This window comes from Kitasatospora purpeofusca (assembly GCF_000718025.1).
Taxonomy (GTDB): Bacteria; Actinomycetota; Actinomycetes; order Streptomycetales; family Streptomycetaceae; genus Kitasatospora; species Kitasatospora purpeofusca.
Genome location: NZ_JODS01000003.1, coordinates 17,139 through 31,654, shown reverse-complemented (window position 1 = coordinate 31,654; position 14,516 = coordinate 17,139). Strand labels below are relative to the sequence as shown.

The window sequence follows — 14,516 nt, the reverse complement described above, 5'->3', positions numbered from 1 at the left end:
CGGCTACCGGCCGGGCGTCGTCAGGACCACCCGGCGGCCGTTCAACTCGCCCTTCTCCAGCCGCTGGTGGGTCTCGGCGGCGGCGCTCAGCGGCCGGACCTCCAGGGCCCGGGGCCGCAGCCGGCCGGCCGCGAGCAGCCGGTTGACGGTGACCGCCGCGTCCGCGAGTTCGGCGCCGGAGGCGTGCGAGATGACGAACCCGCGGATCGAGCCGTCCTTCATGTAGAGCTGTCCGGCGGGCAGTTCGGGGCGGGAGCGGGCGCCGGCGAGCAGCACGATCCGGCCGCGCGGGGCGAGCAGGTCGACGGCGGTGGTGAGGTCGTTGGTGCCGGAGGTGTCGAGGTGGAGGTCGATGCCGCCGGGGCAGGCGGCGCGGACCAGGTCGGGCAGGTCGGGGGCGCGGTAGTCGAGGACCTCGGTGGCGCCGAGGGCCCGGCAGTGCTCCGCGTCGGCGGGCCGCGCGGTGGTGACCACCCGGGCGCCGGCCTCGGCGGCGAGCACGATCAGGGCGCCGCCGACGTTGCCGCCGCCGCCCCCGACCAGCACGGTCTCGCCGGTGCGCAGCCCGCCGTGGGTGAACAGGGCGAGGTGGGCGGTGGCGGCGGGGTGGACCACGGCGACGGCCGTCGTCGGGTCCACGCCGGGGGGCAGGTGGTAGAGCCGGTCGGCGGGGACGGCGGCCCGTTCGGCTGCCGCGCCCTGCCGGCCGTCGTGGCCGAGGCTGTTGGTCCAGACGCGGTCACCGGGGGCGAAGCGGGGGGCGCCGGGGCCGGCCCGGGCCACGGTGCCCACGAGGTCCCGGCCGATCACGAACGGGAAGGGCAGGGGGGTCCGGAAGAGCCCCGAGCGGACGAAGGTGTCGACCGGGTTGACCGAGACGGCGGCCACGTCGACCAGGACATCGGTGGGCCCGGGGACCGGCTCGGGCACCTCGCCGTAGCGGATGTCCGACGCCGGTCCGAGCCTCGGGATGAACGCTGCACGCATGGGGCCGATCCTGCGGGAGGCGCGGACGGGCGGCGGCGGATCGCGGCATCGTTCGTCAACTCCCTGGTCTCGGGCGGAAAGCCGGACGGGGACGGGGTGTCCCCCGACCTGACATAGATGCTACACCGATCGGTGCAATCTCTCATCTGCACGGAGTAGTTTACTTGGCCTCCGGGTCGGGACGGCCTGCTACTGGTCCGACCCACCGCTCGACACCCAAGGACGGAACCACATGGCCACCGACCGACTCCTCGCCCAGCCGGGACCGAGACCCGCCGGCGGGAGCGGAGCGCGGACGACGCAGCCCTCCGCCAGTCGTCTGCCGTCCCTGACCGGCCTGCGCTTCCCCGCCGCCCTTGCGGTCTTCGCGTACCACGCCGCCCTGCCGATCCCGACCCTGCGGTTCTTCGCCGACGACAGCACCGAGTTCCGCTTCGTCGACCTCGCCGACCAGGCCGGCGGCCTCGGGGTGGCGTTCTTCTTCGTGCTCAGCGGCTTCGTGCTCACCTGGTCGGCCCGCCCGGGCGACACCGCCACCGGCTTCTGGCGGCGCCGGATGGTCAAGATCGTCCCGAACTACGTGGTCGCCTGGGCGCTGGCCATGATCTTCTTCGCGGGCTCCTACACCCCGGTCCGCACGGCCGTCCTGAACCTGCTGATGCTGCAGGTCTGGATACCCGACTTCAACACCTACTTCAGCGTCGACCCGCCGAGCTGGTCGCTCGGCGCCGAGCTGGTCTTCTACCTCTCCTTCCCGCTGCTGCACCGGGCGCTGCGGCGGATCCGGCCGGAGCGGCTGTTCCTCTGGATCGGCGGCACCGTCGCCGCCATCGTCGCCACCCCGGCGCTGGCCTACCTGGTGCTGCCCGACACCCCGGGCGTCCCCGGCGGCTACGACTCCTCGGTGGTGCAGTACTGGTTCTCCTACGTGCTCCCGCCGGTGCGGCTGCTGGACTTCGCGCTCGGCATCCTGGTCGCCCTCGCGGTGCGCTCCGGCCGCTGGCGCGACATCGGCATGGTGTGGTCGGGCCTGCTCCTGGTGGCCGGCTACGTCGCCACCCGCTGGGTGCCCTACCTGTACGCGCAGCGGGTCACCACCGTGGTGCCGATCGCGCTGCTGGTCGCCTCCGCCGCGATCGCCGACCGGGACGGCCGGTTCACGCCCTTCCGCAACCGGGCGATGACCTGGCTCGGGGAGATCTCCTTCGCCTTCTACCTGCTGCACTTCATCGTGCTGACCGAGATGCGCGACCTGCTCGGCACCAAGCTGTACTCGACGCCCGAGGGCATCGGCCTGCTGCTGCTCGCGATCGGCGTCACCGTGCTGCTCTCCTGGATCCTCTACCGGCTGGTCGAGGCACCGATCACCAAGCGGTTCTCCTCACCGCGCCGCAAGCCGGCCGGCCCCGCTCCCACCTCCTGAGTCCCACCTCCTGACTCCCACCTCCCACCTCCCACCTTCGAAAGCGAGCCGTACCCATGGGCAAGATCCTCGTCACCGGGGCGACCGGCCAGGTCGGCGCCGAGGTGCTGGCGCAGCTGCTGGCGGCCGGCGCCGACGTCCGGGCCGGAGCCCGGACCCCGGAGAAGCTGGCACCGCCCGCCCCGGTCGACGCCGCGGCGCTCGACCTCACCGACCCGGACACCTACGGCCCGGCGCTGGCCGGCGTCGACAAGGTGTTCCTCTACGCGGTGCCGCAGGGCACGGCGGGCTTCCTCGCCGCGGCGCGGGAGGCCGGCGTGCGGCACGTCGTGGTGCTCTCCTCGCAGACCGTGGTGGACGCCTTCCCGGTGCAGAAGCCGATCGTGGAGATGCACCGCGCGGTCGAGGACGCCGTCCTCGCCTCCGGGATCGCGTACACCTTCCTGCGGCCGCACAACTTCGCCACCAACATCCTGATGTGGGGCTGGCCGGAGTCGATCCGGGCCGAGGGGCGGATCCGCTTCCCGTACCCCGAGTCGCACAGCGACGCGATCCACGAGAAGGACATCGCCGCGGTCGCGGTGGCGGCGCTCACCGGCGAGGGTCACGAGAACCGGGCGTACTTCATCAGCGGCCCCCGGTCGATCACCCAGCGCGAGCAGCTCGCCGACCTGGCCGAGGCGCTCGGGCGACCGCTGGAGTTCGAGGAGCTGACCGACGCCGAGGCGCGCGAGGCCCTCGCCCCGATCGTCCCGATCTGGGTGATGGACGCGGTGGTCGGCTACTGGGCCAACTCCGACGGCGTCCCGACCGAGGTGTCCGACACGGTGGAGCAGCTCACCGGCCGCCCCGCCCGGACCTTCGCCGAGTGGGCCCGCGACCACGTGGCCGACTTCACCGCCTGACCGGGCACCGGCCCGGCACACCGGAATCCGGACCCGCCGCACCGGCGGTCGGGACCCCGGTGGCCGGGCCACCACCGTCCGCGCCGGACGGGTGGGCCGCGCACCTTAGCGGAGCGGCGCGCGCGCCCTAGCGTGAGCACGGCGCAGTCATCCGCCATTCGAGGGGGACCGATGAGCGGCCCGGCCATGACCCGAACCCTGCCGACGGACCCCCAGGCTCCGCCGGAGGACGCGCAGTTGCTCGACGCCTCGCACGAGGTGCTGCTCAAGGAGCTGTGCGGCGTGCTGTTCGCCTCGCTGCCGCGCAGCGACCAGCGGCGCAAGGGCGCCCAGTACCTGCGCGGGCTGCTGGGCGCACGCGGACGCAAGTCGATCCGCAACATCGCCACGGTGGTCGGCGGCCCGGCCGCCGAGCAGAGCCTGCACCACTTCATCACCAGCTCCACCTGGGACTGGGGCCCGGTCCGCCAGGCACTGGCCCAGCACCTCGCCCGGATCGCCCCGCCGCAGGCCTACGTGCTGCGGCCGATGGTCGTCCCCAAGGCCGGCGACCACTCGGTGGGGGTGGACCGCCGCTTCATCCCGGCCCTCGGCCAGGTGCTCAACGCCCAGCAGGCGGTGGGCGTCTGGGCCGCGTCGGAGAGCTTCAGCGGCCCGGTCAACTGGCGGCTGCACCTGCCGCGGACCTGGCTGGAGGACGCGCCGAGGCGCAGCCAGGCGCTGATACCCGACGAGGTCGACGCGGAGAGCCTCGGCGACTGCGCCCTGGAGGCGGTGCTCGGCCTGCCGGCCCGCTGGGGGCTGCCGGTGCGCCCGGTGGTCGCGGACGCCAGGGACGCCGACGGGCTGCGGCTGGTGCGCCGGATGCGGGGCGAGCGGCTGCCGATGCTGGCCCGGATCTCCGGCTCGTTCCCGCTGCGGCCGGTCGCGCCGCTGCCCGGCCACCCGGCCGGACCGGGGCCCGCCTGCCAACTGCTCACCGCGGCCCGGGAACTGCGCCGGCCGGTGGTCTGGTCCGACCCGTCCGGCGAGCTGCGCGGCGGACTGGTCGCCGCCGTCCGGGTGCGTCCGGCCGGGCCCGGGGCCGCCCGCCAGGGCCGGGGCCGGCGCGGCGGCGGGGAGCTGCTGCTGCTCGGGATGGGCTCGGCCGGCGGGCGCTGGCCGGCCGAGCTGTGGCTCACCGACCTGGTGGACCTGCCGGTGGCGGCGCTGGTGCGGCTGGCCCGGCTGTCCGACCGGGTGGACCTGGACTTCACCAGGACCGCCGACCGGGTCGGGGTGCGGGACTTCGCGGGCCGCTCGTTCGGCGGCTGGCACCGGCACATCACCCTGGCCTCGGCGGCGCACGCGGTCGCGGTGCTGGCCCGCGGCGACGACCGGCTGTACTGAGGTGGCGAGCGGCTGTACCGGGATGCCGACCGGCTGTACCGGGGTGCTGTCCGGTTGTAGCGGCGCGGCGGGGTCAGCCGGCGGGGCCGGTCCGGTCGGTCCGGTCCGGGCGGTCGGTCGGGCTGCCGGTCGGACCGCCCCACCGGTCGCGCGTCGGGTCGCGCGTCGGGTCGCGCGTCGGATCGCCGGTCGGGTCGCCCGCCGCGTCCCCGGGACGGCCGGGGTCGGCGCGGGCGACCCGGTCGAGCAGGGTGCGGCGCACCCGGCTGAGCCGGAGCGCGAGCTGGATCTCGAAGGACCGCTCGGGCTTCAGCCAGTCCGGGCCGAGCAGTTCGCCGATCCGCTCCAGCCGGCGGGCCACCGTGTTGGGGTGGACGTGCAGCCGCTGGGCGGCGTGGGTCGGGCTGTTGCCGGTGTCGAACCAGGCCTGGAGGGTGCGGGTCAGCTCGGTCAGCCGCTGCCGGTCGTAGTCGAGCACCGGGCCGACCGCCGACTCGATGAACCCCTCGACATCGTGGTTGTCGGCCAGCAGGACGCCCACGAAGCCGAGTTCGCGGGCCGAGGCGGCACGGCCGACCGCGCCCAGCGAGGTCATCGCGTCCAGGCAGCGCAGCGCCTCCTGGTAGCCGTGGAAGACCGACGTCGGATCGCTGACCGGCCCGGCCGCGCCGACCGTCACCGGCAGGCCGAGCAGCGGGGTGAGCTCCTCGGCGACCGCGCGGGCGGCCCGGCCCGGGTCGCTGCCGGGCAGCAGCAGCACCGCCCGGCCGTTGTGGACGCGTTTGAGGCCGCTCATCCGGTGGGCGTACAGCCCGGCCCAGGTCGCGGTCCTGCCCTGGGCCTCGCCCTCGGGCCGGGCGACCACCAGGACGTGCGCCGCGGACAGGTCGATGCCGAGCCGGCGGGCCCGGACGTCGAGCTGGCGGGGCGGGCGCTGCGGACTGCTCAGCAGTTCGTCGAGCAGTTCGTCGCCCACCAGGCGGACCGGGGCGGCCGAGCGCTGGCCCTCCAGCAGCAGGGCGACCGCCACCGCCTGGGCGATGCTCTGGCAGAACTCCGCGGCCAGGTCCGCCCGCCGGCCGGTCGGCCGGGCGAGCAGGGTGCCCAGATCGGTGGAGCCGGCCCGGACCGGGGCCGCCCACAGCGGCCCGGCCAGCCGGACCGGCCGGCCGGCCGCATGGGTGTCGACGGCGGTGGCGACCACGGTCGGCCCGTCGAGTTCGGGCAGTTCGCCGGTCGAGGCCAGCACGGTGCCGTCGCTCGCGTACACCCGCAGGCCGAGGTCGAGCCGGCGGCCGGCGTCGCGGACCAGGGCGTGCGGGTCGCGGCCGGAGAGCGCCAGGTCGACCAGGGCGCGGTGGGCCTCGGCGAGTTCGGCGGCCGGGTCGGCGGCGCCGGCCGGGGCGGCCGGGTCGTCGTTGCGGGCCGGGGTCGCCGCGGCGGGGGCGGTCCGGGCGGCGCGCTCCAGCAGCCGGGCCTTCTCGATCGCCACCCCGGCGAGGTCGCCGAGCGCGGCCATCAGCGAGATCTCGTCGGTGGTGAAGTAGCGCACCGCGCGTTCGGCGACGTACAGGGTGCCGAACGGGCGGGCGCGGTGGCCGAGCGGGACGGCCATCACGGCGCGCAGCCCCTCGGCGCGGATCGCCCCGTCGACCACCGGGCTGCGCCGGATCCGCTCGTCCACGAGGAAGTCCGGGGTCCAGAACGGTCCCGGGTCGGCCGGTACGCCGCCGCCCAGGCCGAAGCCGTCGGGGACGGCCAGGCCGACCCGCAGCGAGGCGCTCGGGCCGTCGGTGGTGCGGATCCGGACCGGTCCGGGGGCGCTGTCGCCGCCGGCCGGTTCGGCGGTGGTGAGGCAGGAGAGGTCGGCGCCCAGCAGCAGCCGGGCCCGGCGGGTGATCACCCGCAGCAGGCTGTCGAGTTCGTAGGGCAGGGCCAGGTCGCGGGCGGTGTCGGCGAGCGCGGCCAGCCCGGCCTCGCGGCGGCGCCGCTGCTGGGACCGGGAGCGGATGGACAGGCCGAGCTGCTCGATCCGGCAGATCGCCTCCCGCTCCGGGGCGGACTCGCAGCTCCGCCGGGCCTGCTCGACCAGCTCCGCCAGTTGGGCGGCCGGAGCCTCGCTGGCCAGCAGTTCCAGGACGTTGAACGCGATTGAGTCGGCGGACCGTCGCGTCATGACCTTCCCTCCCCCTGGGGCGTGTCGTGTGGATCGGCCCTGGTCCGCGACGCTCCCCCGGCCGTCGGCCGGGAGGTACCCCCAGGGCACGCGCGCCCCGGCCCTGCGGCCGGGAGGTGCCCCCATCGCAGCGGCTCCGCCCCCAGCCCGGTGGCCGGGAGGTGCCGCTACCTCCGCCTTGCGGTGCACGCACCCCGACGCCGCGGCCTCGTCCGGGCTGGATCCACGAGACGCGCCCGGACCCCGTGAACGGAAGGAGTGCGTGACGGCCTGCAATCCGGAAGGTATGCGGGGGCGGTTGTTCCCGTCAAGAACAGGTCCGGGCCGTCCGGGCGGGGCCCTTGGTGCGCCAGTGACGGATCATCAGGATGATTCGACAGAACGGAAGTCGGGTTCAGCGGAGGGGGAGTCGGGCCGGTTCCTGATCGCCGGGCCGGGCGGCCGGGCGCCCCTCGACGGCGGCGTGCAGGCGCAGCCAGTGGTCGACCAGCAGCGGGACGCTCTGCTCCTCCAGCCGCCGGGCGACCGCGCCGTAGTCGATGCCGAGCCGGCCCAACCGGTCCAGCACCGCCCGGGCCGCCTCGTACTGGCCGAGCAGGGTGTCGCCCTCCAGCCGGAGCTTGCGGACCGCCTCGTCCAGTACCGGCCTGGTCATCGCGTGCGCGGTGCCCCAGGAGACCAGCCCGGCCACGTACCGGGCCTGGGCGGCGGCCCCGCCCAGCGCCGAGTCGGTCCACAGCAGCCGCTGCGGGCGGGCCCCGGAGGCGCGCAGGGTGCGCCAGCGGCCGTCGCCGAGCCGCTCCTCGTAGGCCCGGTACATCAGCCGGGCCGCCGCCTGGGCGGTGAGGCCGCGCAGCGCGGCGGCGTCCGGGCCGGCGGTCGCGGCGAGCCGCCGGTCGATCTCCCGGTCCACCCGGCCGACCGGGAGCGAGGCCACCGAGGCGATCGCGGCCAGTGGGAGGCCGGCCGCGAGCGCCTGCTCCAGGCCGTCGAAGTAGGCGTCCACCACCTGCCCGTAGCGCCGTACCGAGTACAGCCCGGTGGCGTGCACGCCGAGTCCGCGGCCGACGCAGTCGCGGATCGCGGTGAGGCCGGCGGCGGTGGCCGGGATCTTGACCAGCAGGTTGGGCCGGTCCACCGCGCGGGCCAGTTCGACGGCCTCGGCGACGGTCGCGGCGGCGTCGTGCGCCAGCCGGGGGTCCAGGTCGGCCGAGACCAGGCCGTCGTGGCCGTGGGTGGCGCGGTGCACGCCGAGGAACTCCTCGCAGACCAGCCGCAGGTCGTGCACGGTGGCGGCCCAGACCGAGCCCTCCGGGGAGACGTGGTGCTCCGCCAGCCGGGCCAACTGCTCGGCGTAGACGGGGTCGTGGCGCATCGGTCCGGTCAGCAGGGCGGGATTGGTGGTGGCGCCGCGCAGACCGGTGCGGTCGATCAGCCGGCCGAGCAGGCCCGAGGTGACCAGGCCGCGGTTGATCCCGTCCAGCCAGGGCGAGACACCCTCGGCGATCAGCGGCCGCAGGTCTCCGGTTCTGGGGTCGGCGGCCGGCGGTTTCTTCACTGCGGGATCACTGCTCCTCGGCTCTGTGACGGACCGAAAACGGTGCCGTGGCCGAGGATAGGCAGCAATTCGTGCCCGGAAAAGTGAGTGCCCCGGTCAATGTCAGGTCGGCTCCGGGTCAATGCCCGGCCGGGCGGGGGTCAATGCCGGGCATGGTCATTGCGGGGTGCCCGGAGAACTGGCCGCCGAGTATTTGATGGAGTGCGGCCCCACCTGACGTAGTGCCGGGAACTCCGTTGGCCGGTCGGCCGTCCACGGTCAACGATCAGTGGAACGCGCCCACGTCACCGAGGAGTTCACCGCTGTGACCACCATTGCCGTCATCTATTGGTCCTCCACCGGAAATGTCGCCAGGCTGGCCGGGGCGGCGGCCGACGCCGCCGGGAAGGCGGGCGCCGAGGTGCGGCTGCGCCGGATCGCCGACCTGCCGGACGACACCTATGTACCGGGCACCGAGGAGGCCGCGCGGGAGCTGCGGGACCGCACCGCGGACGTCCCGGTGGCCACGATCGACGACCTGGCCTGGGCGGACGGCATCCTGATCGGCACCCCGGTGCGGTTCGGCCTGCCGGCCGCGCCGGTGCTGCGGTTCGTCGACGCGACGGCGCCGCTGTCGATCCCGGGCGGGCTGGCAGACAAGGCGGTGTCCGCGTTCACCTCGGGTTCCGCGCCGCACGGCGGCCACGAGACGGCGATCCTCGCGCTGCACAACGCCTTCTGCCACTGGGGTTCGCTGATCCTGGCCACCGGCTCCACCGACCCGGTGCTGTTCCGCCCGCAGAACGGCAATCCGTACGGGGCCAGCGCGGTGTCCCGGAACGTGCCGGGCCAGGTGCACGAGGAGAACATCGCCGCCGTGGAGTTCCAGGCCCGCCGGGTGGTCCGGGTGGCCGGACTGCTCGGCGGCCTCGCCGACCAGTAGGGGCCCCGCCGGTCCGGGAGGGAGACGTCAGTGGACCACCTGCTCCTGGGACAGCTCGCCGACCGCCCCGCCGGGCAGCAGCCGGACTGGCCCGATCCGTACGAACTCGCCGCCGCGAAGAAGGAGTTGGCCGACCGTCCGGCGCTGGTCGCGGCCGCCGACGTGCACCGGCTGCGGGCCCTGCTCGGCCGGGTCGCGCGGGGGGAGGCGCATGTCCTCCAGGCCGGCGACTGCGCCGAGGACCCGCAGGAGTGCACCGCCGGCGACACCGCCCGCAAGGCCGCGCTGCTGGACCTGCTGGCCGGGCGGCTGAAGCTCACCACCCACCGCCCGGTGCTCCGGATCGGCCGGATCGCGGGCCAGTTCGCCAAGCCCCGCTCCAGCCCCACCGAGCTCTGCGACGGCGTCGAACTCCCGGTCTACCGGGGGCACCTGGTCAACGGCCCGGAACCCGACCCGGTCCGCCGCACCCCCGATCCGCGCCGGCTGGCGGTGGGCTACGAGGCGTCCCGCCGGGTGCTGGACCACCTGTCCCGGCTCGCCCCGGGCGACCCGTCCGTCGCCTGTCCGCCGGTGTGGGCCAGCCACGAGGCACTGCTGCTGGACTACGAGCTGCCGCTGCTGCGCCGGGACGCGCGGGGCCGCCCGCTGCTGGCCTCCACGCACTTCCCGTGGATCGGCGAGCGGACCCGGGACCCGGACGGCGCGCACGTCGCCCTGCTGGCCTCGGTGGTCAACCCGGTCGGCTGCAAGGTCGGTCCGACCACCACCCCGGCGGAGCTGCTGCGGCTGTGCGCCCTGCTCGACCCCGGCCGGGAACCCGGCCGGCTCACCCTGATCGCCCGGCTCGGCGCCGACCGCGTCGCCGAGGTCCTCCCGGGCCTGGTCAGGGTGGTGCACGCGGCCGGCCACCCGGTGGTCTGGCTGTGCGACCCGATGCACGGCAACACCGTCGCCGGGCCGGACGGGCTCAAGACCCGGCTGGTGCCGGACCTGGTCCGGGAGGTCGAGGCGTTCCAGCGGGCGGTCCGGGCGGAGGGTGCCGCCGCCGGGGGCCTGCACCTGGAGACCACCCCCGACGACGTGACCGAGTGCGCCGACGACGCGGCCGGGCTGGCCCGGGTCGGCGACAAGTACACGAGCCTGTGCGACCCGCGGCTCAACCCGGGCCAGGCGCTCGCGGTGGTGTCCGCCTGGCGCGCCTGAGCGCCGGGCGCGCGGCCGCCCGGGCCGCGTACGCCCCTCATGCCCTGCACCGCCTGCACGTCCCGTACTCCCTGCACCGCTCGCACCATCCCGTTCCGACCCGTGCACCACCCCCAACCCACCCGCGGCCCGAGCTGTTGGTCCGCGTCCCCCAGGGAGGTCCGCACATGAGAAACAAGGTGACACTGGTCACCGGCGCGGCGGGCGGCATCGGCGCCGCCGTGGTCCGGCTGCTGGCCGTTCGCGGCGCGCTGGTCGCGGCCGTGGACCGGGACGCCGACCGCCTCGCCGAACTCACCGGCAAGCTGGCCGCCGAGGGCCTCACGGTCGCGGCCGTCCCCGCCGACGTCACCGACAGCGCCTCGGTCGAGGCCGCCGTCGACACCGCCGAGCGGGAGCTCGGCCCGATCGACCACCTGGTCAACAACGCCGGTGTGCTGCGGCTCGGCGAGGTCCGCGACCTCACCGACGAGGACTGGCGGACCACCTTCGCGATCAACGCGGAGGGCGTCTTCCGGGTCTCCCGGGCGGTGGTCCACCGGATGATCCCGCGCCGGCGGGGCGCGATCGTGACGGTCGCCTCCAACGCGGGCCTCACCCCACGCGCCGAGATGGCCGCCTACGCGGCCTCCAAGGCGGCGGCCACCCACTTCACCAAGAGCCTCGGCCTGGAGGTCGCCCGCTACGGGATCCGCTGCAACGTGGTCGCGCCCGGCTCCACCGACACCCCGATGCTCAGCGGGATGTGGGCCGACGGCGTCGACGGCCGGGCCGCCACCGTCGCCGGGGTGCCCTCCGCCTTCAAGGTCGGCATCCCGCTCGGCAAGCTGGCCCGGCCCGAGGACGTCGCGTACGCCGTCGCCTTCCTGCTGTCCGACGAGGCGGGTCACATCACCCTGCACGACCTCACGGTGGACGGGGGTGCCGGGCTCGGTGCGTGACGCGACCCCTTCCCCGCTGGACCCGCTGGACCCGCTGGACCCGCTGGACCCGCTGGGCCGGGTGCTGGCCGCCCGGCCGCCCGCGTTCGCGCTGCTGCACCGGCCCGAGGCCACCGGCCCGGGGGTCGTCGAGCTGCTGCTCGGCGAGGTGTCGGCGCCTGCCACGCTGGCCGATCTGCCACTGGCCGACCTGCCGGCGGCGGCCCCGCCCTCCGGTGGCGAACGGCCCGGCGGCGAGCGGCACGAGCTGCTCGTCCTGGTCCCCTACCGGCAGATCGCCGAGCGCGGCTTCGAGGCGCCGGACGACGGCACCCCGCTGCTCGCGCTGACCGTCACCGAGCAGTCCGAGCTGCCGCTCGCCGAGCTGCTCGACCGCCTCCCCGACGGCCCGGTCGACCTGACCGGCGGCGCCTTCGACATCGGCGACGAGGAGTACGCGCAGACCGTGCGCCGGGTGCTCGCCGAGGAGATCGGGGAGGGCACCGGCGCCAACTTCGTGCTCAAACGCTCCTTCGTCGCCGCCGTCGGCGGGGACACCACCGCCGCCGCGCTCACCCTGTTCCGCCGGCTGCTCCAGCGGGAGACCGGCGCCTACTGGACCTTCCTGGTGCACACCGGGGAGCGGACCCTGGTCGGCGCCACGCCCGAGCGGCACATCAGCGTGCACGGCGGGCGGGCGGTGATGAACCCGATCAGCGGCACCTACCGCTACCCGGAGCAGGGGCCGGAGCTGGACGGGCTGCTGGAGTTCCTGGCGGACCGCAAGGAGACCGACGAGCTCTGCATGGTGCTCGACGAGGAACTCAAGATGATGGCCCGGATCTGCCCGGGCGGCGGCCGGGTGGTCGGCCCGTACCTCAAGGAGATGGCCCGGCTCGCGCACACCGAGTACTTCATCGAGGGCCGGACCACCCGGGACCCGCGCGAGGTGCTGCGCGAGACCCTGTTCGCGCCCACCGTCACCGGCAGCCCGCTGGAGTCCGCCGCCCGGGTGATCGCCAAGTACGAGCCCGGGGGCCGGGGTTACTACAGCGGGGTGGCCGCGCTGATCGGCCGGGACACGGCCGGCGGGCGCTCCCTGGACTCCGGGATCCTGATCCGCACCGCCGACATCGACCCGGCCACCGGCCGGCTGGGGATCGGGGTGGGGGCGACCCTGGTGCGGCACTCGGACCCGCGCTCCGAGGTGGCCGAGACCGGCGCCAAGGCGGCCGGGCTGCTCGCCGCGAGCGGGGCCGGGGCGGCCGGGTCGTCCACCCCGGTGGACGGCCGCCGGGGCGGGTTCGCCGCGCACCCCGAGGTGCGGGCGGCCCTGGCCGGGCGCAACCGGGACCTGTCCGGCTTCTGGCTCGCCGAGGTGTCCGGACGGGCCCGTCCGCGCCCCGAACTGGCGGGCCTGCGGGTGCTGGTGGTGGACGCCGAGGACACCTTCACCGCGATGATCGGCCACCAGCTGCGGGCGCTCGGCCCGGAGGTCGTGGTGCGGCGGTTCGACGAGCCGTACTCGCGCGAGGGGGCCGACCTGGTGGTGCTCGGGCCCGGTCCGGGCGACCCGCGCGACACCTCCCATCCGAAGATCGCCCATCTGCGCACGGCGGCAAGGGAGTTGCTGGACGCGCGGCGGCCGTTCCTGGCGGTCTGCCTGAGCCACCAGGTGCTCTCCGCCGAGCTGGGGCTGCCGCTGGTCCGCCGCGCGGTGCCCAACCAGGGGGTGCAGCGCTCGGTCGACCTGTTCGGTGCCGCCGAGCGGGTCGGCTTCTACAACACCTTCGCCGCGGTGTGGGACGCCTGCCCGGGCGGGCCGGCGGAGTTCGAGGCGCCCGGCGGCGGCGCGGTCCGGGTCGCCGGGGACGCCGCGACCGGCGAGGTGCACGCGCTGCGCGGGCCGGGCTTCGCCTCGGTGCAGTTCCACGCCGAGTCGGTGCTCACCCTCGGCGGAGTCCGGATCACCGGTGATCTGATCGCTCACGCGCTCGGATTGCCGGACTCCGTTCGAATAGCGCCCGGGGCTCCCGAATTCCCCTGACGGGTTGTACACGTCCCACAACCGTTCCATCCGGAAAAGGATTACCGGAGCCGGAAAACCCGGCGGCAGCACCGGACCACCGCAACACCTGACCACCGCAGTACCGCAGCACCGGACCACCGGACCACCGAACCACCGCAGCACCGGACCACCGGAACCCGACAAGAGGAGATCACCGTGCTGGACGACGCCATGGTGGACGCGTACCTCGCCCGGATCGGCGCCGAACGGCCCGAGCGGGCCGACCTCGCCGCGCTCACCCACCTCCAGGAACGGCAAGTGCTGTCCGTGCCGTTCGAGAACCTCGGCTACCACCTCGACGAGCCCATCCACATGGACGAGCAGGTCCTCGACAAGATCGTCCGGCAGCGCCGCGGCGGCGGCTGCTACGAGGTCAACCCGGCCCTCTCGTTCCTGCTCACCGCCCTCGGCTACCAGGTGGAGATCCTCCCCGGCCGGGTCCACCGCCCCGGCGGCACCCTCGGCGCGGCCCTGTGCCACCTCGCCCTGCGGGTCACCGTCGACGGCGAGCAGTGGCTGGTCGACACCGGCTTCGGCCGCAACAGCCGGCACCCGCTGCGGCTGGCCTCGCGCGAGGTCCAGCAGGACCCGGACGGCGAGTACCGGCTGGCCGACGTCGAGGGCGGCGGCTTCGACGTGTTCCTCAACGGCAAGCCGCTGTACCGGCTGGAGGACCGCCCGGTGCGGATCGAGGACTTCCGCCCGACCCTCTGGTGGTACCGCACCGCGCCCGAATCCCCGTTCCTGCAGGACGTGTTCTGCTCGCTGCGGACCGAGGACGGCCGGATCACCCTCAAGGGCAACCAGCTCTCCACGGTGGCCGGCGGAGAGCGCGGCACCCAGGAGTTCGGCACCGACGACGCCGTCCTGGAGGCGTACAAGACCCACTTCGGGTTCAGCCTCGACCGGCTGCCCGACCAGCCGTCCGGCGGGGTCACCGCCGCCGTCCAGACGGGATGAGC

11 protein-coding genes are annotated in these 14,516 nt (G+C 75.1%); 8 read left to right on the top strand and 3 right to left on the bottom strand.

All coding sequences use genetic code 11. The annotated features are described in order from the left end of the window. Positions 1-3 precede the first annotated feature (3 nt). The gene (locus IF01_RS0106165; RefSeq protein ID WP_030392255.1) at positions 4-987 is read right to left on the bottom strand and encodes an NADPH:quinone reductase; all 984 of its coding nucleotides are present in this window, start codon (positions 985-987) and stop codon (positions 4-6) included. Positions 988-1,219: 232 nt separating this feature from the next. Here IF01_RS0106165 and IF01_RS0106160 point away from each other — a divergent pair, with 232 nt between their 5' ends. The 3 genes from IF01_RS0106160 (at position 1,220) to IF01_RS0106150 (ending at position 4,704) form a co-directional block, all read left to right on the top strand. Then, positions 1,220-2,410 carry an acyltransferase family protein gene (locus IF01_RS0106160; RefSeq protein ID WP_030392254.1) on the top strand — a complete coding sequence of 397 codons (1,191 nt, stop codon included), beginning with the start codon at positions 1,220-1,222 and terminating at the stop codon, positions 2,408-2,410. 56 nt (positions 2,411-2,466) lie between these two features. Then, positions 2,467-3,315: an NAD(P)H-binding protein gene (locus tag IF01_RS0106155; RefSeq protein ID WP_030392253.1), complete on the top strand. Its 849-nt coding sequence runs from the start codon at positions 2,467-2,469 to the stop codon at positions 3,313-3,315. 186 nt (positions 3,316-3,501) lie between these two features. Beyond that, positions 3,502-4,704 carry an IS701 family transposase gene (locus IF01_RS0106150; protein ID WP_244215449.1) on the top strand — a complete coding sequence of 401 codons (1,203 nt, stop codon included), beginning with the start codon at positions 3,502-3,504 and terminating at the stop codon, positions 4,702-4,704. 73 nt (positions 4,705-4,777) lie between these two features. Here the strand turns inward: IF01_RS0106150 and IF01_RS0106145 are convergent, their stop codons facing one another. Beyond that, a complete protein-coding gene (locus IF01_RS0106145) occupies positions 4,778-6,880 on the bottom strand; it encodes a helix-turn-helix domain-containing protein (RefSeq protein WP_063764152.1) in 2,103 nt (700 codons plus the stop codon). Between the two features lie 394 nt (positions 6,881-7,274). Further along, positions 7,275-8,438 carry a transaldolase family protein gene (locus IF01_RS0106140; RefSeq protein WP_051754974.1) on the bottom strand — a complete coding sequence of 388 codons (1,164 nt, stop codon included), beginning with the start codon at positions 8,436-8,438 and terminating at the stop codon, positions 7,275-7,277. A gap of 304 nt (positions 8,439-8,742) precedes the next feature. Here IF01_RS0106140 and IF01_RS0106135 point away from each other — a divergent pair, with 304 nt between their 5' ends. From IF01_RS0106135 to IF01_RS0106115, 5 genes are all read left to right on the top strand, one after another. After that, positions 8,743-9,360: a flavodoxin family protein gene (locus tag IF01_RS0106135; RefSeq protein ID WP_030392249.1), complete on the top strand. Its 618-nt coding sequence runs from the start codon at positions 8,743-8,745 to the stop codon at positions 9,358-9,360. A gap of 30 nt (positions 9,361-9,390) precedes the next feature. After that, entirely contained in the window at positions 9,391-10,566 is a 1,176-nt protein-coding gene (locus tag IF01_RS0106130) for a 3-deoxy-7-phosphoheptulonate synthase (protein ID WP_030392248.1), read from the top strand. 167 nt (positions 10,567-10,733) lie between these two features. Beyond that, positions 10,734-11,507: a 2,3-dihydro-2,3-dihydroxybenzoate dehydrogenase gene (locus IF01_RS0106125; RefSeq protein WP_030392247.1), complete on the top strand. Its 774-nt coding sequence runs from the start codon at positions 10,734-10,736 to the stop codon at positions 11,505-11,507. Then, positions 11,500-13,533 carry an anthranilate synthase family protein gene (locus IF01_RS0106120; protein ID WP_369826086.1) on the top strand — a complete coding sequence of 678 codons (2,034 nt, stop codon included), beginning with the start codon at positions 11,500-11,502 and terminating at the stop codon, positions 13,531-13,533. Before IF01_RS0106125 ends, IF01_RS0106120 begins: the two co-directional genes overlap by 8 nt. A 177-nt stretch (positions 13,534-13,710) precedes the next feature. After that, complete coding sequence (locus IF01_RS0106115) at positions 13,711-14,514, top strand: arylamine N-acetyltransferase family protein (protein ID WP_030392245.1); 804 nt, start codon at positions 13,711-13,713, stop codon at positions 14,512-14,514. Positions 14,515-14,516 lie beyond the last annotated feature (2 nt).